Annotated in this window: 20 protein-coding genes and 4 pseudogenes; 4 read left to right on the top strand and 20 right to left on the bottom strand. The window is 71.5% G+C overall.

Annotation, left to right across the window (positions count from 1 at the left end; genetic code table 11):
- Positions 1 to 6 precede the first annotated feature (6 nt).
- The gene (locus ACLLJJ_RS21855) at positions 7 to 1,275 is read right to left on the bottom strand and encodes an MraY family glycosyltransferase (protein ID WP_434600482.1); all 1,269 of its coding nucleotides are present in this window, start codon (positions 1,273 to 1,275) and stop codon (positions 7 to 9) included.
- Positions 1,276 to 1,631: 356 nt separating this feature from the next.
- On the opposite strand from ACLLJJ_RS21855, the pseudogene ACLLJJ_RS21850 reads away from it, so the two are divergent.
- Positions 1,632 to 1,916 (top strand): annotated as a pseudogene (locus tag ACLLJJ_RS21850) (LacI family DNA-binding transcriptional regulator); the annotation flags it as partial.
- Here the strand turns inward: ACLLJJ_RS21850 and ACLLJJ_RS21845 are convergent.
- Together ACLLJJ_RS21845 and ACLLJJ_RS21840 are read right to left on the bottom strand one after the other, a co-directional pair.
- Positions 1,886 to 2,476, bottom strand: a pseudogene (locus ACLLJJ_RS21845) (LUD domain-containing protein); the annotation flags it as partial. The pseudogenes ACLLJJ_RS21850 and ACLLJJ_RS21845 overlap by 31 nt on opposite strands.
- Positions 2,473 to 2,673, bottom strand: a pseudogene (locus ACLLJJ_RS21840) ((Fe-S)-binding protein); the annotation flags it as partial. The pseudogenes ACLLJJ_RS21845 and ACLLJJ_RS21840, both read right to left, overlap by 4 nt.
- A gap of 1 nt (position 2,674) precedes the next feature.
- Between ACLLJJ_RS21840 and ACLLJJ_RS21835 the strand changes: the two are divergent.
- Positions 2,675 to 2,852, top strand: a pseudogene (locus ACLLJJ_RS21835) (L-rhamnose mutarotase); the annotation flags it as partial.
- A 171-nt stretch (positions 2,853 to 3,023) separates the two neighbouring features.
- Here the strand turns inward: ACLLJJ_RS21835 and ACLLJJ_RS21830 are convergent.
- Complete coding sequence (locus ACLLJJ_RS21830) at positions 3,024 to 3,341, bottom strand: 4a-hydroxytetrahydrobiopterin dehydratase (protein ID WP_434594171.1); 318 nt, start codon at positions 3,339 to 3,341, stop codon at positions 3,024 to 3,026.
- A 266-nt stretch (positions 3,342 to 3,607) separates the two neighbouring features.
- Here ACLLJJ_RS21830 and ACLLJJ_RS21825 point away from each other — a divergent pair, with 266 nt between their 5' ends.
- On the top strand, positions 3,608 to 5,134 hold the full coding sequence (locus tag ACLLJJ_RS21825; protein WP_434594168.1) for a PLP-dependent aminotransferase family protein: 1,527 nt from the start codon (positions 3,608 to 3,610) through the stop codon (positions 5,132 to 5,134).
- Here ACLLJJ_RS21825 and ACLLJJ_RS21820 read toward each other — a convergent pair.
- From ACLLJJ_RS21820 to ACLLJJ_RS21750, 15 genes are all read right to left on the bottom strand, one after another.
- Entirely contained in the window at positions 5,106 to 6,554 is a 1,449-nt protein-coding gene (locus tag ACLLJJ_RS21820) for a UbiD family decarboxylase (protein ID WP_434594166.1), read from the bottom strand. The genes ACLLJJ_RS21825 and ACLLJJ_RS21820 overlap by 29 nt on opposite strands.
- Positions 6,551 to 6,934 carry a chorismate mutase gene (locus ACLLJJ_RS21815; protein ID WP_434594163.1) on the bottom strand — a complete coding sequence of 128 codons (384 nt, stop codon included), beginning with the start codon at positions 6,932 to 6,934 and terminating at the stop codon, positions 6,551 to 6,553. The genes ACLLJJ_RS21820 and ACLLJJ_RS21815 overlap by 4 nt, the downstream gene beginning before the upstream one ends.
- Positions 6,931 to 7,278 carry a cupin domain-containing protein gene (locus tag ACLLJJ_RS21810; RefSeq protein ID WP_434594160.1) on the bottom strand — a complete coding sequence of 116 codons (348 nt, stop codon included), beginning with the start codon at positions 7,276 to 7,278 and terminating at the stop codon, positions 6,931 to 6,933. The genes ACLLJJ_RS21815 and ACLLJJ_RS21810 overlap by 4 nt, the downstream gene beginning before the upstream one ends.
- Positions 7,279 to 7,489: 211 nt before the next feature.
- Positions 7,490 to 8,161, bottom strand: a complete 672-nt coding sequence (locus ACLLJJ_RS21805; protein WP_434594157.1) for a flavodoxin family protein — start codon at positions 8,159 to 8,161, stop codon at positions 7,490 to 7,492.
- Positions 8,162 to 8,231: 70 nt separating this feature from the next.
- The gene (locus ACLLJJ_RS21800; protein WP_434594155.1) at positions 8,232 to 9,536 is read right to left on the bottom strand and encodes a TrpB-like pyridoxal phosphate-dependent enzyme; all 1,305 of its coding nucleotides are present in this window, start codon (positions 9,534 to 9,536) and stop codon (positions 8,232 to 8,234) included.
- A 50-nt stretch (positions 9,537 to 9,586) separates the two neighbouring features.
- Entirely contained in the window at positions 9,587 to 10,825 is a 1,239-nt protein-coding gene (locus ACLLJJ_RS21795) for an MFS transporter (protein WP_434594152.1), read from the bottom strand.
- 26 nt (positions 10,826 to 10,851) lie between these two features.
- On the bottom strand, positions 10,852 to 12,072 hold the full coding sequence (locus tag ACLLJJ_RS21790) for an ATP-grasp domain-containing protein (RefSeq protein WP_434594149.1): 1,221 nt from the start codon (positions 12,070 to 12,072) through the stop codon (positions 10,852 to 10,854).
- A 32-nt stretch (positions 12,073 to 12,104) separates the two neighbouring features.
- Positions 12,105 to 12,875: a B3/B4 domain-containing protein gene (locus ACLLJJ_RS21785; RefSeq protein ID WP_434594147.1), complete on the bottom strand. Its 771-nt coding sequence runs from the start codon at positions 12,873 to 12,875 to the stop codon at positions 12,105 to 12,107.
- Between the two features lie 269 nt (positions 12,876 to 13,144).
- Positions 13,145 to 14,392 carry an MFS transporter gene (locus ACLLJJ_RS21780; protein ID WP_434594145.1) on the bottom strand — a complete coding sequence of 416 codons (1,248 nt, stop codon included), beginning with the start codon at positions 14,390 to 14,392 and terminating at the stop codon, positions 13,145 to 13,147.
- Positions 14,392 to 15,681 carry an amidohydrolase family protein gene (locus tag ACLLJJ_RS21775; RefSeq protein ID WP_434594143.1) on the bottom strand — a complete coding sequence of 430 codons (1,290 nt, stop codon included), beginning with the start codon at positions 15,679 to 15,681 and terminating at the stop codon, positions 14,392 to 14,394. The genes ACLLJJ_RS21780 and ACLLJJ_RS21775 overlap by 1 nt, the downstream gene beginning before the upstream one ends.
- A gap of 66 nt (positions 15,682 to 15,747) precedes the next feature.
- Entirely contained in the window at positions 15,748 to 16,401 is a 654-nt protein-coding gene (locus ACLLJJ_RS21770) for a hypothetical protein (RefSeq protein ID WP_434594140.1), read from the bottom strand.
- Positions 16,391 to 17,812, bottom strand: coding sequence for a phenylacetate--CoA ligase family protein (locus tag ACLLJJ_RS21765; protein WP_434594137.1), 1,422 nt, complete (start codon positions 17,810 to 17,812; stop codon positions 16,391 to 16,393). Before ACLLJJ_RS21765 ends, ACLLJJ_RS21770 begins: the two co-directional genes overlap by 11 nt.
- Positions 17,813 to 17,984: 172 nt before the next feature.
- Positions 17,985 to 18,668: an SDR family NAD(P)-dependent oxidoreductase gene (locus ACLLJJ_RS21760; RefSeq protein ID WP_434600481.1), complete on the bottom strand. Its 684-nt coding sequence runs from the start codon at positions 18,666 to 18,668 to the stop codon at positions 17,985 to 17,987.
- Between the two features lie 85 nt (positions 18,669 to 18,753).
- Positions 18,754 to 19,359: an anthranilate synthase component II gene (locus ACLLJJ_RS21755; protein WP_434594134.1), complete on the bottom strand. Its 606-nt coding sequence runs from the start codon at positions 19,357 to 19,359 to the stop codon at positions 18,754 to 18,756.
- Complete coding sequence (locus tag ACLLJJ_RS21750) at positions 19,356 to 20,909, bottom strand: anthranilate synthase component I family protein (protein ID WP_434594131.1); 1,554 nt, start codon at positions 20,907 to 20,909, stop codon at positions 19,356 to 19,358. Before ACLLJJ_RS21750 ends, ACLLJJ_RS21755 begins: the two co-directional genes overlap by 4 nt.
- Positions 20,910 to 21,174: 265 nt before the next feature.
- On the opposite strand from ACLLJJ_RS21750, the gene ACLLJJ_RS21745 reads away from it, so the two are divergent.
- On the top strand, positions 21,175 to 22,575 hold the full coding sequence (locus tag ACLLJJ_RS21745; RefSeq protein WP_434594128.1) for a PLP-dependent aminotransferase family protein: 1,401 nt from the start codon (positions 21,175 to 21,177) through the stop codon (positions 22,573 to 22,575).
- A 93-nt stretch (positions 22,576 to 22,668) separates the two neighbouring features.
- Here ACLLJJ_RS21745 and ACLLJJ_RS21740 read toward each other — a convergent pair whose 3' ends face one another.
- Entirely contained in the window at positions 22,669 to 23,046 is a 378-nt protein-coding gene (locus ACLLJJ_RS21740; protein ID WP_434594126.1) for an excalibur calcium-binding domain-containing protein, read from the bottom strand.
- Positions 23,047 to 23,161: the final 115 nt, after the last annotated feature.

The following is a 23,161-nucleotide window of genomic DNA, read 5'->3' as shown; positions in this document are numbered from 1 at the left end:
ATCAGCTCATCGTGCGGCCCCGACGGACTCCGCGGCCGGCTCCTTCGCCACCGGCGAATCTTCCCGGCCCGCCGACAGGGTCTCGGCCCGGGGCACTTCGCGGCGCCGCCGGTAACGCGGCGGCACGAAGTGCCGTGCCCAGTACGGGACTCGTGGGGTGAACCGCGGCTGGAGAAGCAGGACCAGACCGGCCGCGCTCAGCAGCAGCAGGCCGAACACGAGCCGGCCGCTCGCGCTGTTCGCCGAGTACACGACCGCGCCGAAGGCGATCAGCCCGGACCAGAAGTACATGATCAGGACGGCCCGGCTGTGGGAGTGGCCGATCTCCAGCAGCCGGTGGTGGAGGTGGCCCCGGTCGGCGGCGAACGGCGACTGGCCGTTCCAGGTACGGCGCACGATCGCCAGGACCAGGTCCGCGACGGGGATCGCGATCACGGTCAGCGGTAGCAGCAGCGGGATGTAGACCGGGACCATCGCGTGCACCGCGTCCCGCTCGGTGCCGAACAGCTTCAGCACGTCCGGGTCCACCCGGCCGGTGGCGGAGATCGCGCACGCCGCCATCACCAGGCCGATGAGCATGGAGCCGGAGTCCCCCATGAAGATCCGGGCAGGGTGCATGTTGTGCGGAAGGAAGCCCACGCACATGCCCATCAGGAGGGCGGAGAACAGCGTGGTGGGGGCCGCCGCCTCGATGCCGTGGCCGAACCACATGCGGTACGCGTACAGGAAGAACGCGGCGGTGGCGATGCACACCATGCCCGCGGCCAGCCCGTCGAGCCCGTCGACGAAATTGACGGCGTTGATGGTGATGACGATCAGTGCGACGGTCAGCAAGGTGCCCGCCCAGTCGGACAGCAGCACGGTGCCGAGGCCGGGCACGGGCAACCAGAGGATTTTCAGGCCCTGCTGGACCATCACACCGGCCGCGATGAGCTGGCCGCCGAGCTTGATGAGCGCGTCGATCTCGAACTTGTCGTCGAGGACGCCGATCACCCAGATCAGCGCGGCACCCGAGAGCAGTGCCTGCGGTTCCCGGACGTCGAAGACGCCCCTGAGACCGGTCAGCTGCGAGGCCACCACGAGCCCGGCGCACAGCCCGCCGAACATCGCGGCGCCGCCGAGGCGTGGCGTCGGCTCGCGGTGCACGTCCCGGGCGCGGATCGCGGGCATCGCGCCGACCGCGATGGCGAACTTCCTTACGGGCCCGGTGAGCAGGTACGTCACGGCCGCGGTGACGCACAGCGTCAACAGGTATTCACGCACGTGCTGCCCCAGGGGTGTGGCCGGGTCGGGTATCGCTGGCTGTCACAGCCACACCATATGTAGCTGCCCGGCACTCCCGGTGCAGAGGGCCGCCGTCGCGGAGAGTCGTCGGTGCGGAGAGTCGTCGGTGCGGAGAGTCGTCGGTGCGGAGGGCCGTTCGCCGCGGAGAGGCGTCGGTGCGGAGGGCCGTCGGTGCACCCTTCGGCCACGGGGGCCCTTCGGCACCACCCGCGCGGCGTCGAACCGGCGGGACCCGGCCCCGCCGCCACCGGTCCCGTCGTGCCCGGCGGCGTAAACTCGGCCCACAAGGGTCCGCGGCCCATGCCCGGGGCCCTACACCGCTCGTTTCGCTGGAGGTTTTCCGCCCGATGGCACCGTCCGTGGGTATCAAGGACGTGGCGAAGCAGGCCGGGGTGTCGGTCGGCACCGTGTCCAACGTGATCAACCGCCCCGACATGGTCTCCGAGGACACCCGCAACCGCGTGCAGGGCGCCATCGAACGGCTCGGCTACGTCCGCAGCGAGTCCGCCAGGCAGTTGCGCGCGGGGCACAGCCGCATCATGGCGCTGCTCGTCCTCGACATGGGCAACCCGTTCTTCGTGGACGTCGCGCGGGGCGCCGAGCGCGCCGCCTCGGCCAGTTCGGCGGGGGTGTCGCCCAGCCCCTCGGGCGCGGGCCTCCTCCAGTCGCCCATCTCCCGGCGGAAGATGTCGCGGATCTCCCCGCGGTTGCGGTGGATGGCCGGGACGAGGATGTGCGAGGGCCGGTCCTTGCCCAACTGCGCGATGAGCTCGGCCAGATCGGTCTCGTAGGCGCGAATGCCCTCGGACTCCAGCGCCTCGTTCAGGCCGATCTCCTGGGTGGCCATCGACTTGACCTTGACGACCTCGCTCTCGCCCGTCTCCCGCACCGGCCGGGCCACGATGCGGTTGGCCTCGACCGCGTCGACCGCCCAGTGCACGGTCCCGCCGGCCGCCGTCACCGAGGCCTCCAACTGGAGCAGATAGTGGTCCAGGTGGGCCAGTGTGTGGTCCTTGATCTGCTTGCCCGCCTCGCGGAGTTCGGCCCAGTCGGCCAGTTCGGAGACGGCCTGGGCGCGCTTCTCGCGGATGGTGCGGGTGGCCTTGCGCAGATTGCCGCGCAGCACCGGGTCGTCCACTGCTTCGCGCGCGGCCTTCGGGAAGGCGGGCATGCCGACGAATGTGCCACTCATGACAGGGGCTCCTCTTCCGTGCTCGCCAGGATCTCCGCGATGTGGACGGGGCGCAGCGACGTCCACAGCCGGGACATGGCGCCGCCGATGTGCATCAGGCAGGAGTTGTCCGCCGCGCACAGCACGCCGGCGCCGGTGGACTCGGCGTGGCGGACCTTGTCGGCGCCCATGGCCGCCGAGACGTCGGGGTTCTTCAGCGGGCTGCTCGTCGGCTACGTGGAGACCGAGGACTTCGCCGGGGCGCAGGCCGCGATAGCGGCCCACCGAGGTCAACGCCCGCCGGCAGGCGGAGATGGCGGAGTACTTCGAGGACCTGGACGGGCGGGGCCCGGACGAGACGATGAGCCCGCTCACGGAGATCTTCCACCTGACCTGACAGCCGCCGCCCCACCCGGCGGCAGCCTTGGCCGGACGAGAGGGCGGGCCGGCCGCGCCGCGCCGGTCCCCACCGGGAACGCAAGCCGCCAACTGCCGGCCGTACAACGGCACGCCCCGCCCGCTCCCGCACCGCGGGTCCGAGCGGGGCTTCGTGTGTCCGGGGTCCGTCTCAGTCCAGCGGGACCGACTGGTGGGCGGCCACGATCGCGTCGATGCGGGTCGCCAGGGCGAAGTCCGCGGTGGTCAGCCGGTTGCCCGCCTCGACCGTGGTGATGCCGAAACGGACGTGGTCGACCCGCAGGTCGATGTTCGCGTGGTGGCAGACGCGACGCTCATGGTCCGCCACCTGCACGATCAGCGCGACACCCGCGTGATAGTCGAGGCCGTAGGTGCGGGTGATCTCGTGCCCCAGCTGCTCCCAGCCCGGCAGACCCTCCAACTGCTCCGCGATCTCCTGGTCCGTCAGCGGTACTGGCCCCTGTGCCACGTCATCCCCTCTCGGTCACATCGCCGGTACCCGTCGAGGCCCCGGCCCATCGCGTCCCCGGCGTCCCGGCCGCGTGCTGCCCATCGCGTCCTCGGTCCCCCGGCCGGGTGCTGCCGGTCGCGCCGCGTCATCCTTCCACGGCCCCCTCGCTATCTCCAGCGCGCCGGATCCCCCCTGCACACCGCCCGAGCACGCCTCGGCCGCGGCTTTGGGCGGGGGCATGGGAGACTCGGCAGTGGTTTGTGGGGGGACTGAGGGGGACAAACGTGGGGTCGTCGGAGCTGCTCATCACCCTTGACCGGGACAGTGCCGCGCCCTTGCAGCAGCAAGTGTGCGACCAGGTAACCCTGTTGGTGCGGTCGGGGCAGCTGCGGCCCGGTGACGCCGTGCCCGCCTCCCGTGAGCTCGCCCTCCAGCTCGACGTCTCCAGGACCGTCATCACCCGGGCCTACGAACTCCTGCGCGCCCACGGCATCCTCACCGCCCGGCGCGGCTCCGGCACCCGCGTGGCCGGGCTCGCCGGCGGCGTACCGTCCGGCGCCCGCCGGGCGGCGCCCGCGGCCCTCGCCCCGCAGCCGCCCAGGTCCACCGACGACGGCAACTCCCTCTGGCAGCCCTGGGAGCCGGCGCCCACCCATCACCCGGGCACCGGGCTGGACTTCCGGCACGGCACGCCCGCGCTCGCCAACTTCCCGGTGGCGCGCTGGTTGCAGTCCCTCCAGGAGGCGTACAGCCGGGCCGACGCCGCCGCGCTCGGTTACGGGCCGGCCGAGGGCTCCCCCACGCTGCGCACGGAGATCGCCACCCTGGTGCGGCAGAGTCGCGCCCTGGACGCGTCCGCCGACCGGATCATGGTCACCGGTGGCGCCACCCAGGCCATGGACATCCTCGTCCGGCTGCTGGTGCGGCCGGGCGACGTGGTGGTCATCGAGGACCCCAGCCACACCGTGCTGCGCCAGGTCTTCGGCTGCTCCGAGGCGACCGTGGTGCCCGTACCGGTGGACGAGGAGGGGCTGCGGGTCGGCGACATCGACGCCTGTGTGCGCGCGCAGGGGCACGACCCGGCGCGGGTCAAGCTGGTGTACGTGACCCCTTCGCACCAGTTCCCGACGGGTTTCATCATGTCCGAGGGGCGGCGGCTGGCCCTGCTGGACTGGGCGTACCGGCACGGCGCGACCGTCCTTGAGGACGATTACCACAACGAGTTCACCTTCGCCGCCGAGCGCCTGCCCGCCCTGGCCGCCGCCCGGCACCGGGACACCGTCGTCTACGTCGGCAGCTTCAGCAAGACGCTCTTCCCGGCCCTGCGGATCGGTTACGCGATCCTCCCGCCGCATCTCGTGCAGCCCTTCCTCGGCATCAAGTGGATCACCGACCGGCTGACGCCCACCGTCGACCAGGAAGCGCTCGCCCACTTCATCGCGACCGGCGCGTACACCCGCCACATCAACCGGATGACCCGCCTGTACCGGCAGCGCAGAAGCCGCCTCATCGAGGCCCTGCTTGAGCACTTCGGCTCCGAGGTGCGCATCTCCGGCGAGGCGGCGGGCCTGCACGTCCTGGTCACGCTCACCGGGACGCGCGGCGCCACGGAGGCCGCGATCGCCCGGCTCGCGGCCGACCGCGGGGTGCGGATCTACCCCGCGTCCGGATACTTCGTACAGGACCTGCCGACCGAGCCGACCTTCCTGATGGGGTACGCGGCGCTGACCACCGCCCGCATCACGGAGGGCGTCGCGCTGCTCGCCGCCGCCGTGCGGGAAATCAAGTCCCTTCCGGGGCCGAAGGATTGACCGGGGTGAAGCGGGGCCGGTGGAAGCGGGCCAGCTGGGCGTGGGGCACCGTGCAGTCGAAGACCACCTTGGCCGTGCGGCCGTCCGCCGACACGCTCGCCGAGTACTCGGTGGACTGCGTCGGATCGAGCGGGAACCCTTCCCTGTCCGGCAGCACCACCACATCGCGGTCCGCCTGCATCCGGGTGGTCATCGCCCACCACAGGTCCTCGTCGGACTCCAGGTCCACGTCCTCGTCGACGGAGACGACCATCTTGGCCATCCGGAACTCCTCAAGCACCGACTCCGAAGCCTTGCGCACCAGTTCGTCGTCGGCGGGCGAGCGCTTCGGGAACCACTGGAGCACCACCATGAGCTGACCGCCGCCCGCCGTGTGGCAGAGCACCGACTTGACGGGGGCGTCCCACTCCCGCAGCCGGCCGAGCACCGCGGCCTCCATCCCGAAGCCCAGCAGCACCGACTGTTCGTGGCCGGGGCCCGACACGGCCTGCAGGATCGCGCCGTCGCGTGCGGTGATCCCGGTGATCCGGACGGTCGGCAGCGAGGGATGAGCGCGGCCCTGGTAGCCGAGGAATTCCGGGGTGGCCGCGGCGCCTTGTGGGTTCTCGGGCGCGAGATCGGGCAGCAGCTCGCCCTCCAGGACGTACTCGGCGTCCGCGATGCACTCCGCGTCCACCGTGCGACACGGCGCCAGCTCCACCGGCGCCCCGCCCAGCGCGCCCGCCACCGCGAGCTCGTCGAGCCCCGTGGGAACGAGTGAGGTCGGGCAGCAGGACGAGAGCAGCACGGCGGGCCCGAGGCCCAGATGGATCGCGACGGGCAGCGGGCGGCCCGCGCGCAGCGCCGAACGGTACGCGGCCTCCAGGTCCCGGCCCGGCACCATCCAGATGGACAGCAGGTCGGGGCCCTGCACGCACATCCGGTGGATGGAGAGATTCCGTACGCCGGTCTCCGGGTCGGTGGCCAGGACCGCCCCGAGCGTGAGATACGGGCCCGCGTCCTCGTCGGTGAGGACCGGCACCGGCAGCGCGGTCAGGTCCGGCGCGAGCGCGACCCGGGCCGGCGCCCTGCCCTCCCGGACCCGCACCGGCGGCACGGGCGCGGCGACCGCGTCGAGCAGCCGGTGCGGCAGTCGCGCCGGGGTGGTGCCGAGCAGGGCGGCGGCCCGGCGCCGGGTGCCGTACAGGCCCATGAGCACGGCCCGCGCCTCGGCGGTCGCGCTGCTGGGCGTGACCCGCTCGAAGAGGACCGCGGGGCCGGGGCCCGTCGGTGGCGGGGCCGGGGTGCCGGCCCATTTCGCGTAGTGCGACGAGACCCCGAACCTGGCCGGGACCTCTTCCCGTACCCGGACCAGCTCGCCGGGCATCAGGTCGAGGCCGGCCAGCGCGGTGCGCAGATCGGCGAGGCGGCGGCGCGTCATCCCTCGGCCCCCGCGGATGCGGACGCCGCGGCGGAGGCCGAGGCGGACACCGGCTCCGAGGCCGCCCGCCGCTCGGCGAGCCGACGCATCTGGAGGTCCGTCAACTCGGCGATGAGTGTGCGGTAGGTGGCCTCGGCGATGGCCGGGGGCATGCCCTCCTCCTCGGCGAGGCGGCGCACCTTGCTGATGACCTGCTCCACCCGGCGGGGCGAGCGAACGGTCTCCTCGTCACGCTTGTGTTCAGTCAACTCCAGCACCACCGCGGTGCGTTCCGCGAGGAGGCGGACGATCTGCCGGTCGAGTACGTCGATGGACCCGCGCAGCTCCTCGATCCGCGCGGAGCCGTCGGCGACCCGCTGCGTGCCGGTCGTGCCGGTCATGCCTCGGGCACCTGGTCGACGACGTACACGATGGTCGGCTCGTTGTCGGATCCCTGCGAGCGGTGCCGCTCGTCACCGGGGATCACAAAGCCCATCCCGGGTCGGCAGGGCACCGAGCGGTTGTCGAAGTGGATGGTGAACTCGCCCTGGAGCACATAGCCTTGGTGGCCGCGCTCGCACCAGTGCTCCTCGTTGAAGCCGGCGGGCAGCTCCATCAGCCGGACGCGCAGACCGCCGGTGTAGGCGATCTTCACGCGTCCGTCGGCACCGGGCTTGTGCCACTTCTCCCAGGGGATGGCGTCGAAGTCGATCCCGACGAGGGCGGGGGTCGTGGTGGCGGTCATGGGCAGAGCTCTCCTTGGCTGGATGTCACGGCTGGTGATGGGTGTCAGGGCTGGTCCGACCCGGTCCGCTCAGGTTGGGCCGGGCCGGGTCGGGTCAGGTCGGGTCAGGTCGGGTCGGGTCAGGTCGGGTCAGGTCAGGTCGGGTCAGGTCGGGTCGGGTCGGGTCAGGTCAGGTCGGGTCAGGTCGGGTCGGTGGGTGGGTGGGTGGGTGTCAGGTCATCGAAGGGGTCCGTGCGACGCGCTCGTTGCGGTCGTCCGGCAGCAGGACCGGCTCCCCGGTCGCCGCCTGGTGCCTGCGCAGCAGCAGTGTCATGTCGATCATCCGGTGCGCCATCCGTTCCAGGGCGTCCAGGCCTTCGACGTCGGTCAGGGCCGGCTCCTTGGCGGAGTTGCGCAGCAGGGCGGGAAATCCGCTGCCGACCAGGATCATCCGGTTGAGCAGCAGGTTGTCGACGAGCTGGTTGTGCACCGAGGCGTCGCTGTAGCGCCTGCTGGTGACGATGATCCCGCCGACCTTGTTGGCCAGCGGCCGGTCGAAGCGCAGGAAGCCCACGCCCGCCCGCTCGATGAAGATCTGCATGAGGTGCGCCAGGCCGAAGCCGTGCACCGGTACGGCGTAGATGATGCCGTCGGCCCGCTTCATCTCCTCGACGATGGCGGGCATGTCGTCCTTCAGCTCGCACGGACTGGTTCGCGCGTTGCAGTCGCCGCACGGGCTGCACGGCGAGATGCGGTGGTCGCGCAGATGGATCGTGCGGAACACGACCCCCCGCCCCCGCACCAGGTCGCCCGCGTAGTCCAGTGCGAGGTCCGTGTTGCCACCGGCCCTCTCCGACCCCGATATGCCGAGGATGACCGGCCGTGCTCCTTGCGTGTCCTGCATGAACTTCCCCCAAAGTCGCGGTCGTTCAGGGGCGGGCCCCCTCGGCCCGCCCCTCCCCCCCTTGTACCGCTCAGTCCTTGAGCTTCCCTGCGAAGTAGTCGATGTAGGCCTGCATGTCGAAGTGGCCGTGCCCGGAGAGCGAGAACACGATGCTCTTCGCCTCGCCGGACTCCTTGCAGGCCAGCGCCTCGTCGATGGCGACGCGCACCGCGTGCGTCGATTCCGGCGCCGGCACGATGCCCTCGTGCCGGGCGAAGGTCACTCCGGCCTCGAAGCACGCGGTCTGCGGTACGGCGCGGGCCTCCAGGTAGTCGAGGTCCTTGAGCGCGCTGATGATCGGCGACATGCCGTGGTAGCGCAGCCCGCCCGCGTGGATGCTCGGCGGCACGAAGTCGTGGCCGAGGGTGTGCATCTTGGTCAGCGGGGTCAGGCCGGCGGTGTCACCGAAGTCGTACTCGAACTTGCCCTCGGTCAGCGTCGGGCAGGACGCGGGCTCAACGGCGATGGCCCGGACCTTGCGGCCACCGCGCAGTTGCTCGCCCAGGAAGGGCAGGGCGAGCCCGCCGAAGTTGGAGCCACCACCGGCGGCGCCGATCAGGATGTCCGGGTAGTCCTCGGCCATCTCCATCTGGAGCTGGGCCTCTTGGCCAATGATCGTCTGGTGCATCAGCACGTGGTTGAGCACCGAGCCGAGCGCGTACTTGGCGGTGCCGTTGCTGCTCACCGCCGCTTCCACCGCCTCGGAGATGGCCAGGCCCAGGCTGCCGGGCGAGTTCGGGTCGGCGGCGAGCGCGGCCCGGCCGGCGGCGGTCAGGTCGCTGGGGCTGGCGGTGACGCTCGCCCCGAAGGTCTCCATCAGGCCGCGACGGTACGGCTTCTGCTGGTAGCTGACCTTGACCATGTAGACCTCGCAGACGAGGCCGAAGTACTGACAGGCCAGCGCGAGGGAGCTGCCCCACTGGCCCGCGCCGGTCTCGGTGGTGAGCCGCTCCACACCGGCCTGCTTGTTGTAGTACGCCTGTGGGATGGCCGTGTTGGGCTTGTGGCTGCCGGCCGGGCTGACGCCCTCGTTCTTGAAGTAGATACGGGCCGGGGTGTCCAGCGCCTTCTCCAGGCGGCGGGCCCGGACCAGCGGGCTCGGGCGCCACTGCTTGTACACGTCGAGGACGGCGCCGGGGATGTCCACGGTGGCGGCCGTGGAGAACTCCTGGGCTATCAACTCCGGCGGGAACAGGGGCTCCAGGTCCGCCGGGGTGATCGGGTCGCGGGTGCCGGGGTGCAGCATCGGCTCCAGCGGCTTGGGCAGGTCCGAGACCACGTTGTACCAGGTGGTGGGGAGGCGGTCTTCGGACAGCAGGAACTTCGTCTGGGACATGGAGACTCTCTGTGGTGGGTGCGGTGCGGTGAACATGCGGACGGAAATGGCTAGTTGGCTGGGCGGGCGGCATCGGCCGCCGTGACGGTGACGGCCGGGGGCTCCGGTGCGGGTGTGGCGGCCGACGGCCTGATGCGCAGCAGCGAGAACGCGGCCATGCCGAGCAGCGGAGCGGCGAGGAGGGTGAGGAAGACGGGCTCGTGGCCGTGGGTCGTCCAGATGACGCCGAGCCCGACGGGCACGACGAGCCGGGCGAGGCCGAGGACGAAGCCGTTGAGCGCCATGAAGCTGCCGACGCGGCGCTCGTCGACATGGTCGGCGATGTAGGTGGGCACGACGACGGACACGATGATCTCGCCGAGCGTCCATACGACGGTGGACAGCAGGATGGCGGGCAGCGAGAAGGCGAAGGCGATCACGGCCAGGCCCAGCGCCCACAGCAGACCGGCGACCAGCAGCAGCATTTTGGTGCCGTACGCCCGGATGTGCTTCTCCAGGAGCAGCCCGAGGCTGACGACGACGATGCTGTTGATGGTGTAGACGGCACCGACCAGGCCGGCGGACTCGTCGAGGACCGTCGTGACCGCCAGCGGCAGCGCGTATTCGAGGCCGATCAGCGGGGCGACGTAGAAGAAGGAGACCAGGACGATCAGCAGCACATGACCGTGGCCCAGGGACCCCGTGCGGCTCTTGTCCTTGCGCCCGCCCGCGCCGGCGCGCCGGTCGTGCGGCACCCAGATCACGATCATCGCCGCGCAGGCCAGTCCGGCGAGGATGTTCCCCGCGAACATGACCTGGTACGAGTACGCCGCCGCGACGCCGCCGAGCAGCGGGCCGACGCCCATGCCCAGGTTGTTGCCGACGTAGCTGATCGTGTACGCGAAGGGGCGCTGCTCGGGGGTGGTCAGGTCGGCGACCAGGGTGTTGGACGCGGGGCTGAACATGCCCATGCCGACCAGCGCGACGAACAGCAGTCCCGCGTACGTCCACGGCGGCCCGTCGAAGACGGCGAGGCCGAGATAGCCCGCGGCGTTCAGCAGGAGCGCCGTCAGCAGGGCCGTGCGTCGCCCGCGCAGGTCGCAGAGCGGGCCGCTCAGCAGGCTGCCGACGAGCAGGCCCGTACTGCCGACGGAGATCAGCAGGCCGGCTTCACCTGGCGTGAGGCCCTCGCCGCGCACCAAATAGACGGCGAGCAGCGGGAAGACGAACATGCCCGCACGGTTGACGAACGACGCGAGGAAGAGCACGCGCAGCGCAAGCGGCAGTTCTTTGAACCGGGTCAGCCACATGGCTCGGCCCCCTCTCTGAGAGAACGTCAGACCTGTTCGGTCTCGACACGGAACGCGTCCCGTACGGTCTTGAAGCGGGCCCGGACATCCTCGAAGTCGGTGCCCTCGCACACGTACCAGCCCAGGACGTCGTTGGACGCGGTCGGCGGGGCCAGCACATCGCCCACGCTCTTCCACACATCGGCGTCCAGCACCGTGTCGAGGGCGGTCAGCTCCTCGGGCGTGGTGATGGCGGTGATGCGCCCGTACTTCGCGGAGCTCAGGTACTCGGTGCCGATCTCCGGGCCGAGCCGGGCGTCCGGCCGGTGGTCCGGGTCGAGTTCGAGGCGGCACCACTCGCCCGCGAGGTTGATGCCGCGTCCCGCCTCGACCGCCGGGACGATCGAACCGCCGCCGGCCCGCGCGCCCGCCTCGCCGAAGACGACGTCGCCGCCGTCCTCGGGCAGGAAGAACTCCGCGTGGACCACACCGGTGCTCAGCCCGAACCCGCGCAGGACCACGGCGTTGAGGTCGAGGATCCGCTGCTCGCGGGCGGTCAGGTTGTGCTTGCGGGAGATGGTGCCGCCCGGCTCGTCGAGGTATTCCAGGACGGAGTACGTGTACTGGGACAGCTGCTCGAAGACCACCTGGCCGTTCTGGAACAGCGAGTCGACGTGGAACTCGGTGCCGCGGACGAACTCCTCGACCCGGTACTCGTGCCGGTCGTCGCCCATCGCCTCCCAGACCCGGTCCAGGTCCTCGCGGCTGTCCACCCGGTAGGTGTCGCCGCAGGCCCAGCCCGCGTACGGCTTGATCACGACCGGGTAGCCGGCCTCCTCGGCGAACTCCGCGACGGCGGTCACCGTGTCGGGCCGGCAGGAGCGGGCCACTCGCACGCCCAGCTCCTCGGCCCTGCGGTGCATGACGTTCTTGTCGCGGAAGTTGAGCGCCTGGTCCGGGGTGAGACCCGGGATCCCGTGGTCCCTGCGGCTGCGGCTGGCCGGCAGCACGTCGCCCTCGAAGAGCGGGAAGATCCGCTCGACGCGGTGCTCGGCGCAGATGGCGTCCACAGCTGCCCGTACGGCCGCCGTGTCGTCCAGATCGGCATGGTAGAGCGGCAGCCCCTCGGCCTCGGGCGCCTCCCAGCCGGTGGGCAGCAGCACCACGGGACTCACCCCGAGACCGGTGGCGGCCTCGACGACACTGCGGAACTGCGCCGTGTAGCGGCCGGCGGCCGGCCGGTACACCACCAGGATCGAACGGTTCATGCGGGTCTCCTCGTGCGAGTGGGGGTGCGGGCTCAGCGGACCGACGCGGACGACGGGACGCCGAAGAGCTCCCCGGACGGCGTGGACCGGTCGAGCACCAGCGGCCGTCCGAATTCGCCGGTGAGCCCGGCGAGCGCGTCCGCGACCCGGCCGAGCGCCTCCTCTACGTCGTCCCTGCCACCCTCGTGCGCCGACTCGACGGTGATCAGGAGCCTGCGGCGGCCGAGGTCGGTCTTGACCACGTCGCCCTGCCGCCAGTTCCAGCGCCGCGAGTGCGCCCGGCCCCGGCCGTCGGCGTACACGACCTCGCCCGGCTCGGGGTGCTCCGGCGCGTCCGGTGCGCCGAGCGGCAGATAGGTCTCACTGCCGTCGGCGAGCCGTACGGACAACTCCCCCTCGATGTCGCCCACATCGCAGGACGCGACCGGCAGCCGACTGCCCAGCGACACCGCGTTGCACAGGTCCACCAGGGAGTTGATACGCGGCAGCCTGTCCCCCTTGGCCACCCGGCGCAGCACCGACTCGGCGGCGCAGGGGAAGCGGTTGGGGTTGACGTCGACGGCCCGGTAGGCGTCACGCCAGGCGGCGATCGTGGGCAGCGCGGACACGTCCGCCTTGCTGAGCCGCCTGCTGTGGAGTGCGTCCTCGGCCGCCGTGAGCAGTGCGCCCACGGCCGCCGCGACCCGGACGACCTCGATGTCCGGTACGGCGATCAGGCCGAGCACATAGCCGGGAACACGCTCCGACAACCGCTCGTCGACCGTGACCGTCAGGGCGCCTGCGCCGGGGGTGGTGCTGTCCATGGAGGGGGTCCTTCTTGTCTGTGGTCCGTGGGTCCGGGGGCCAGGGTCCGGGGGTCCGTGAGCTGTGATCTGCGATCCGCGGCCCCTGAGGCGATGGCCCTGATCCGACGACCGCTGTCCGAGGACCGCTGATGACGCGTCTGACAGTAGGGAGAGGGCGGGTGCCCGGCTGTGGCCAATTCCCGGCAATTCCGGGAGGCCACTTGGCAAGTGCCGGCTGGCCGGCCCCACCCGGCCGGCCCCGCCGCCCGGGCAGGACCGCCGCCCGGTCAGCCCCGCCGGCCTGCCGGTTCGGCGGGCGTCGCACCCGGCCCGTCCGCCGCGCCGGCTTCGGCTTCGGCGCCCCGATCGCGTGGGGTGACCCGTACGCCGATGAGCGCCGTGACCAGGGCCAGGGCCGCGAGACCCGCGCCCAGCGGGCCCAGCAGGTCGACTTCGGCCGCGCCGCCATCGCCGATCACCCGGCCGCCGATGAAGCCACCGAGCGAGATCCCGGCGAAGGTCGCCGAGGAGTTCAGCGAGAGCAACAGCGGACCGGAGGTCGGGGCGATCGCGAACAGCCGGTACTGCTGCGGGGGTTGAGTCGCCATGGCGGTGATGCCCCAGGCCGCCATCGCCACCACGGCGGTCAGTGTCCGGTCGCGGGTCAGTGGCAGCGTGACGAGGACGGCCGCGAGGCCCGCCACCGAGGCGAGCAGCACGGGCGTCGCACCCCAGCGGTCGGTGGCCCTTCCGCCGAGGAGTGTGCCGCCCACGGCGGGCACACCGAAAACGAGGAGGAGCAGGGCCAGTTCGGTGCCGTCTCCGCCGGTCACCGGCGCCAGGACCGCGCCGATGTACGTGAGGGCCAGGTAGCCGCCCGTCATGAACAGCAGCGTGGTGAGCACGGTGAACAGGACCCGCAGGTCACGTACTGGAGCCAGCCTCGCGGCCAGGCCGGGCGCGGCTGGCAGCCGCACCTCGGGCAGGCCCCCGGCCACGGCGGCGGCGCACAGCACACCGAGCCCGGTGAGCAGCCAGAAGGTGGCCCGCCAGCCCAGGTCGGCGGCCATCCAGGTGCCGAACGGCACCCCGACGACCGTCGCCGCGGAGAGCCCGCCGAGCACCACGGCCATGGCCCGGCCCCGGCGTTCGGGCGCCGACAGTGCGGCGGCGGACGCCGAGGCCGCGGGGATGAAGAGGGCGGCGCCCGCCGCGGTCGCGACCCGGGCCGCGAGCAGCTCGCCGAGACCGGGGGCGAGAGCGGACGCGGCGTTGCCCAGGGCGAAGACCAGCAGCGAGATCACCAGGACGGTACGGCGCTCCAGCCGCCCGGTGAGCGCTCCGAGCACGGGGGCGAGGACGGCGTACGTGAGCGCGAAGAGGGTGCTCACCCAGCCGACGTCGGCGAGGCTCGCGGACAGGTCACCGGCCACCTCGGGCAGCACACCGGCCACCACGAACGTGTCGGTGCCGATGGCGAAGGCGCCGACGGCGAGGACCGGAAGGACGGGCAGGGTGGGTTTCGTACGGGTCATCACGCGGCTCCTGCCGTGACACGGGAAAGGTAGGGGCTGGTGCTGCCCGCGACGGTCGCGCCGCCGAGCAGCACCAGTTCGATGGCGCCGGGTCGGCTGAGCACCGAGATGTCCTCAGCGGGGTCGCCGTCGGTGACCACCAGGTCGGCGAGGCGCCCCGGCTGTACGGTCCCGGCCTCGTCGCCGCGCCCGGCGAGGCGCGCGCCGTTGGCGGTGGCCCAGGTCAGCACGGTCGGCGCGGGGATGCCCGCCATGGTCACGTAGAGCTCAAGCTCCTTGGCGTACGTGCCGTGCGGGGTCCAGGCGAAGCCGAAGTCGTCCCCGGCCACGACCGGGATGCCCAGCTCCACCATGAGCGGCAGGATCCGCAGCGTGTTCGCGACCTCCGCCTCGAATTCCAGCGTCTCCAGGTACTCCGGGGTCTTGCCGTGGTCGCCGCCGGTGGTGAGCAGCATGTGCGGTTGGTAGAGGCTCGGTACGACGAAGATCCCGCGTTCGGCGATGGCGTCGAGCGCCGCGTCGTCGGCGTACGTCGCGTGGTCGATGACGTCGACTCCGGCGGCGATGGCGTTGCGGATACCGGCGAGGCCGCGTGAGTGGGCCCGCACCCGGGCGCCGTGCTCGTGCGCGGTGCGGGCGGCGATCACCAACTCCTTGGCGGTGAAGAGCAGTTCGTGTGAACGGCCGTTGGGGAAGGTGTCGTCGCCGGAGGAGAAAACCTTGACGATCTCCGCGCCCTGGGCGATCTCCCCGGCGACGTACTCGGCCATCTCCTCGGGGGTGTCGGCCAGCCGCATCAGGTCCGTGGGGATGCGCTTCTTGACCTCCGGGTTACGCCGCTCGGGCGGCCCGGACACCATGAGGTCCCGGCTGCACGGGGTGATCCGGGGGCCGAGCAGCCGGCCGGAGTCGACGGCGCGGCGCAGAGCCATGTCGATGCCGGCGACCGAGCCCGCGCCGACGAAGCCGGTGTAGCCGAGGCCGAGCAGGTTGGTGGTGTTCTCGGCGGCGGCGAGTGTCACCTCGGGAATGGAGTGCTTGAACAGCATCTCCCGGCCGTCGAGGACGTTGAGGTAGGCGATGTGGGTGTGCCCGAGCGTCATGCCGGGCATGACGGTGCGCCCCGCGAGGTCGAGGACGTCGACATCGGGCGCGTGCACCGGCGCCAGGTCGTCGGGCATGACCGCCTCGATGCGGTCGCCGTCGATCAGCACGCTGTGGCGCGGCAGGGAGGCCTTGCCCAGGCCCTCCTGGACCGTGGCGCGGTGGAGCAGGGTTCTGCGGGACACGTCGGGAATCTCCAGTGTTGGACGGCCTGATGCGGACGTTGCGCGGCCGAATACGGGCGGGAACGATCAGGCGGGGATGGGCAGTTCGGCGACCTCCGCGTGCCCGAACAGGGTCCAGAGGATCTCCGCGCCCGGCCGGGTGGCGACCCAGCGCAGGCCGTGGAGCCGCACCCCGGGGGCATTGGTGACCGCGAGTTCCGCGCCGCCCGCCGCCACGATCTCGGCGGCGTGCTGGGTGGACGCCGCGTCGACCCAGCGCACCTCGCGGTCGCGCAGCGCGGCGGGCACCACCTCGGCGTAGATCCGGCGGACCTCCCACATGGCCGCGACGGTGACCGGCCCGTCGCCCGTCGCCGCTCCGGGCGCGGCCGGGGCCGCGATCCCGTACTCCGGGGTGGCCTGCGGGAAGAACGCCTGGAGCCGCAGGTCGCGGTGCCAGTGGAAGCGGGTCAGCCCCTGGTAGGCGCTCGGCACCAGCGCGAAGTCGACCTTGCGGTCGACGAGTTGGGCGAGCACCTCGTCGAAGGTGTCGAAGAGCTCGACGGACAGGCCGTGCTGCTGCGCCAGGAACCGGGCGGCCAGCTGGCTGGAGGTGCCGTCCGGTCCGAGTGTGCCCAGGGTGGTGCCGGGCTGCTCGGCCCAGCGTCCGGTCAGATCACTCCAGCGCGCGGTGTACTCCTCGGCGAGCGGCCCCGGCAGGGCCGCGGTGTCAGCGCTCATAGCCACGGTTCGCCGCCATCTTCCGGGCCACTTCGGTCTCGTGGTCGGGGGTACTGCGCCGGTCCACGATGCGGGCGGCCTTCCAGCTGACGAAGGCGCCGGTGCTGACGATGGGGTCGAGCCCGTCGCTGAGCTCGACCGTGACGGGCACCCCGAGTGCTTCCCCGGCCCCGGTCCGTACGGCGTCGGCGAGCGCGGCGGCGTCCTCGACCAGCCCCTTGAGCAGTTCGAGGCGGACGGTGAGCCGGTCCTGTCCCGCGTCGTCGTGTTCGATCACGACCTGGTACCCGGCGGATCCCGTGACCCCGGTCATGACGGCCGTCTCGATCTGCCCGGCGGTGAACCGCTGCCCGCCGAGTTCCAGCCGGTCCAGGGTGCGCCCGACGATACGTACGAGATCACCCGGCATCTCGCAGTCGCAGTCCGACGCCTCGATCACCACGGCGTCTCCGGTGCGGTAACGGATCAGCGGCTTCACGCCGTCGACCAGCATGGTCACCGTCAACTCGCCGCTGCCACGCGGCCCGTGGAACTCGCCGGTCTCCGGGTCGACCACCTCGACGAGGTAGTTGGTCTGCGACAGGTGCATGCGCTTGTTGCGGCAGGCCGTCGCCACGACGAAGGCCTCCTGCGATCCGTACAGGATGTTGTAGACGTCCGCGCCCCAGACCGTCTCCAGGTTGTGCGCCAACGCCGGGGTGCACATCTCGCCGGTGACCAGCAGCAGCTTCACGGAGAAGTCACGGCGCAGGTCGTACCCGTAGTGCTCGGCGGCCTTGGCGAGGGTGAGGGCGACGCCGGGGGTGCAGCAGATCACCTCCAGCTCCAGCTCCTTCATCAGCTGGAGGGCCTTGTCGAAGCCGATGACCGGGGAGTACGGCCAGATCTTGGCGTTCAGCGATCCGACGTTGCGGGCGATGTCCCCGAGCGTGTCGCCGAAGGAGTGCACCTCCGTGGGGCCCATCAGGCCGATGCGCGGGGCGTGTTCACCGAAGTGGTGGCGGAAGATGGATGACCAGGACTCGGTGATGTGGGCGTTGCTCGCGACGATCTCGCGTCCGTCGCGGGGGCACGGCGTCGCCGCGCCGGTGGTGCCGGTGGTCTCGTAGAAGAAGAGCGCATCGGTGAGCGGCCGGCTCAGGACGTCAAGCATCTCCGCACGCAGCTGGGCCTTGGTGGTGAAGGGCAGTGCTTCAAGACTGTCCGGTGTCACCGCGCCCAGATCCACGTCCTTCAAGTGCCGGGCGTAGAAGGGCGAACCGGTACTGACCTGGTCGAGCACGGTACGCAACTGGCGGGCGCGCCAGTCGTCCAGCGCCTCCTCGGTCAGGGTGCGGTCGTAGAAGGCCTGGTGGAGTTCGAGATACCGCGCGGCGAAGTCGGCCGCGGGGCCGTGTGTGGGCAGCCACATGGGCGAGAAGTCCTCTCGGGATGGAAAGCGCGCGGGGCGGGACGGCACGAAGCCGCGGCGCGCGTGAAGTCGTTGAGTGGGTGGATGGCGGCTCGGGCCCGTACCGGAACGTCGTCGTCGCACCGTGACGCCACTGCGCCGTGATGCCCGACGCCGTGCCGGGACGGCTGCGTCAGTGCAGGCCGCCGTTGACGTCGAGCACGCTCGCGGTGACATAGCTCGCGCCGGGGCCCGCGAGGTAGCACACGGCGGAGGCCACCTCGGCGGCCTCGCCGAACCGCGCCTGCGGGATCCGGTCGCGGTAGTCGGCCACCCGGTCGGCGGGGATGCGTGCGGCCATCGGGGTGTCGATCAGGCCGGGTGCGACGGCGTTGACCCGGATCCGGTGCGGCGCGAGCGACCGCCCAAGGCTTCGGGTCAACGCGATCACGGCGCCCTTGGACGCCCCGTACGCCGTGTCGGGGCTGCCGCTCCGGCCGCTGATGGAGGCGACGTTGACGACACTGCCGGGCCGCCCGGCGGCGATGAGGCGACGGGCCAGCGTCTGCGTACAGAAGAAGGCGGCACCGGCGTTGATGCCGAAGACCCGGTGGTAGCTCTCCGCGTCGTAGTCCAGGAAATCCCTGGCCTCGTAGATCCCGGCGTTGTTGACCAGGACCGAAGGCAGCCCGTACCGCTCCTCGATCAGCTGGAACAGCTCATCGGCGGCAGCCGGTACCCCGAGGTCGGCGGTGAGCACGGCGTGCGCGGCCGGGTCGGCGTCGTCCTTGACGTCGACGGCCAGCACGCGGTGCCCGGCCTGGGCGAGCTCGGCCGTGACGGCTCGGCCGATGCCTCCCGCGGCCCCGGTCACCACAGCCAACGGCCGTTCATTTTCCCGCATTTGATTCCCCCGAATCCATACCTGACCTGCGTCCCCGTCCCCGCCCCCGGCGGCCCGTTCAGTGAGCCGGCGCCGCTGCTCCAACCGTGGGGCGCGCGTCGCGGACCCCCGTCAGGAAGTTCCCGAAGAGCCGCATTCCGTCGTCGGTCGTCACGCTCTCCGGATGGAACTGCACCCCCTCGACGTCGAGCGTCCGGTGCCGCAGCCCCATCACATAGCCGTCGTCGAGCGAGGTCGCCGTCACCGCGAGCTCCGGCGGCGGCCCGGTGACGATCAGCGAGTGGTAGCGGGTCACGGTCAGCGGGGACGCGGCGCCCACGAAGACCCCCTGCCCGTCGTGCTCGACCGGGCTCGTCTTGCCGTGCATCAGATGCTTGGCGACGCCGACCTGCGCCCCGTACGCGAGGCCGATGGCCTGATGCCCGAGGCAGACACCGAGCAGCGGCACCCGCCCGGCGAAGGCGTGCACCAGCTCGACGTGTCCCGAGTCGGCGGGGTGCCCGGGGCCGGGGCCCAGGACCACGGCGTCGGGCGCGGAGTCCACCAGCTGCTCCACCGTGCGGGTGCGCGAGCGCACCACCTCGGTCTCGGCGCCCAGCGTGAGCAGGTACTGGTCGATGATGTGGCTGAAACTGTCGTACGCGTCGACGAGCAGGACCTTCACTTCAACAGCTCCTCACCGGTCAGCGCCCAGTACGTGGCGCTCATTTTGGCCAGCGTCTCGCGCCATTCGTCGGCGGGCACCGAGTCGGCGACCACCCCTGCCGACGCCTGCGTGCTGTACCGCTGCCCGTCGTGCACGGCGGTACGGATGCACAGGGCGAGCACCGTGAACCCGCGCACGTCGATCAGGCCCAGGGCCCCGGCGTAGATGCCCCGGGGGCTGTCCTCGATCTCGCTGATGATCTCCATCGCGCGCAGCTTTGGCGCCCCGGTCATGGTCCCGGCGGGGAAGGTCGCGCAGATCGACGCCCAGACGTCCGTGCCGTCCCTGACCCGGCCCGACACGGTTGAGACCAGGTGGTGGACGTACGCGAAGGGTTCGACCTCCATCATCGAGTCGACGCTCAGGGTGCCCGGTACGCACACCCGCCCGATGTCGTTGCGGCACAGGTCGACGAGCATCACATGCTCGGCCTGCTCCTTGGCGCTCTCCCGCAGCCCGGCCACCAGGCGTGCGTCGTCGGCCGGATCGACGGCGCGCGGCGCGGTGCCCGCGATGGGCCGCATCGAGATGTTGCCGTCCTGGATCCGTACGAACAGCTCGGGGCTGGCGCCGATCACCGTCCGGCCGGCCCACGGAACCAGATACATATAGGGCGACGGGTTGCGGTGGCGCAGCCGCTGGTAGACCTGGAGCGGGGTCAACTCCGTCTCGACGTCGATACGGTGACCGATCTGGATCTGGTAGCTGTCACCCACTCCGATATGGCCCAGGCACCGCTCGGCGCGGGCGACGAACGTCTCCTGGTCCACGTTGTCCCGCACGGACAGCGGCGCGGGCGCCTCGGGCACGATCGCAGTCGCGTCCGCCCCGGCCCGGCCCTTCATCTCGTCCAGGATCTCCCACAGGGGCTGCCCGCTCTCCCGGGGCAACTGGCTGCCATGCGCCGAGAGATGGCGCACGCCGCCCTCACGTACGTCGTACCAGACCGTGTCCCGGAACAGGGTGAGCGTGCAGCGCGGCTGCTCCGACTCCACCTGCTGGTCGGGGAGCTCCTCCATGATCCAGGCCGCCTCGTACGACAGCGTGGTCAGGAACCCGAAGGCGAAGGTGGAGGTGGGCACTTCGGTGTCCAACACGAAGGCGGCCTGCATCGCGCGCAGCATGCGCCACACGCCCCCGGAATCGCGGGCCGCCCACTGCCGTACGTCGCCCCGCTCACTGCGCGCGGCGCCGACCGCCGCCGAGAGCGCAGCGGTCAGCGACACCCCCAGCTCCCCGGCAGCCACCAGCTCGACCCGGTCGGCGAAGACGCGCAGCTCGGCCAGCCGCCCGTATCCGACCGCGGCGTAGTGCCGGTCCTGATCGGGCCCGTCCAGGCTCTCGAACAGGTAGACATCGTCCTGCTCCCGCGTACGGACCAGGGCTTCGTACAGCTGGAGCGGATCGGTGGGCGGCAGCTCGGTGGAGACCACCCGGACCCGTACGCTCCCCGCGGACGCGGCTTCCCCGACCGGCCGATCCGGACCCGGCACGCCGGATCCGGGCATGGTCAATTCCGACAACAAAGACACAGCAAGAGCCTTTCTGGTCCAACAGACCATTGGGGCTCGGAGGATTGGTCGAACACGTCCGCGGCGAGCCATGGGCTCGACATCGCATGTCACGCATGACCGGCATTCACCGGTCCCTTCCCCCCGTGCCACCCCCCGACCGCCCCAGTTCCCCCCGGGACGGCAAATGTGTGTGCGAAACGACTTCATCAGATGTCAGAATGCCTGGCCATACCACTTCGACAGTCAGAGAGAAGACCACTTGTCGTGGCAGCTCGCCCTCACCGTGGACCGCGAATCAAGGCTCCCGCTGGCTGTACAAGTACGCAACTCGCTGCGCCGATTGGTCGAGAACGGCTCCCTGCGGCCGGGCACCCGCATCCCCTCCACCCGCCAACTGGCGCATGACCTGGGAGTGTCCCGCAGCGTCGTCGTCGAGGCGTACGAACAGCTCGCCGCCGAGGGATACCTCCTCACGAAACACGGCTCGGGCACCACGGTCTCGGAGCCACCCACCTCCCAGGCGGTCCCCACCCTCGTGTCGCCGGACCGCGACCGCGAGGCCACCGAGGCGATGTGGGACCTGCGTACCGGCACTTCGGACATCGCGGCCTTCCCCCGCCAGGACTGGATCCGCTGCGTCACGGCCGTGGTCAACGACGCGGGCCGCCAGGAGCTCAGCTACGCCCCGCCCTCCGGCGTGCCCCTGGCCCGGCACGTACTGACCGGCTACCTCGGTCGGGTCCGCGGCGTACGGACCCGGCCCGAGGACCTCATGCTCACCGCCGGCTTCGCCCAGGGCCTGGCGCTGATGTGCAAGGTCCTCATCGACCGGGGCCACCGTTCCCTGGCCGTGGAGGACCCGGGCCACCCGGGCGAACGCGAATTCATCACCAGCTCGGGCCTGCACCCGGTGGGCATACCCGTCGACCAGGACGGGCTGCGCGTGGACGTCCTGGAACGCAGCGGCGTACGCGCCGTACTCATGACCCCGGGCAACCACTTCCCGACCGGCGCCCGCCTCAGCCCGGCCCGCCGCGAGCGCCTCATCGCCTGGGCCCGCACGTTGGACGGCTACGTCCTGGAGGACGACTTCGACAGCGCCTTCCTGCACCGCTCCGACCGCGTACCCGCCCTCCAGAGCCTGGCCCCCGACCGGGTGGTCTACGCCGGCAGCGCGAGCAAGATCCTCGCCCCCGCCCTGCGCCTGGGCTGGCTGGCCGCGCCCTCGGAGCTGATGGCGTCGATCGAGCACGTGCGGGCGGGCTGGGACATCGGCTGCTCGGGCATCGAACAGCTCTCCCTGGCCCGCTTCATAGACACCGGCGCCCTCGACCGCCACCAGCGCAAGATGCGCACGGAATTCCACAAACGCCGAGGAATTATCCGCCGCCAGTCCGCCGCCCACCTCCCTGGCACCCAGCTCCTGGGCCGCGACAGCGGCCTCCAGGCCTACCTCCAACTCCCGCCCCACATGGACGAACAGGCCCTGGTCCGCGCGGCCCGCACCCGCTCGGTCCTGGTCCGCGGCGGCCGTTTCTACACCTTGGCGGACACGACCCGCCCTCCGGCCCTGGTGGTCAGCTACGCCTCGGTGAACTGCACGGACCTGGGCCACAGCCTGGAAGCACTCGGGGAGGCCTTCCGGGAAGTGGGGGGATGAGGCGCGGCCTCACGTCCGGCGGCTTCACGTCCCGCGATGCGACTGCACGCACCAACAGCGCCCGGACTTCGCGCCCCACCGGGGGCAGCAGTGCTATTCGCAGGCGACGCCGTCACCGTCACGGTCCAGATGCCTGCCGTAACCCGGCTCCCCCGTGCGAATCGGAGCGGCGCCGGCGGCGCGCACCTCGGTGCAGTTCGCGTAGGAGGCCGAACCGCCCGACTCTTCCCCGTCGTCGCTGCTGCCCGCAGCCGGGGCAACCGTGACACGCACGGTCTTCGTCTTCGTCTTCGTCACGGTCGGGACAGGCTCCGGCTTGGCCGTCACCGTCACCGTCTCCGTGGCGGCCGGCTCCGCAGAGGCGGTGACCGTCGCGGTCACGGTCGCAGCAGGCGCCGCCTTCTCGCCGGCTGCGGCGTCGGCCTTCGTCTCACTGCCGGGCCCGGCGACGATGCCGATGAAGAACACCATGAACGCGGCCGGGATCAATATCCGCTTACGTGCCCACTTCGGCCGCTCCGGCTGCGGAGCCGGAGGCGTGTACGGTCCGGGCCCCCCGGAGGACGGCGGCTGCCCCCAAGGCGGC

This window comes from Streptomyces sp. A5-4 (assembly GCF_051131715.1).
Classification (GTDB): Bacteria; Actinomycetota; Actinomycetes; order Streptomycetales; family Streptomycetaceae; genus Streptomyces.
This window is presented reverse-complemented; position numbering and strand designations above follow the sequence as displayed.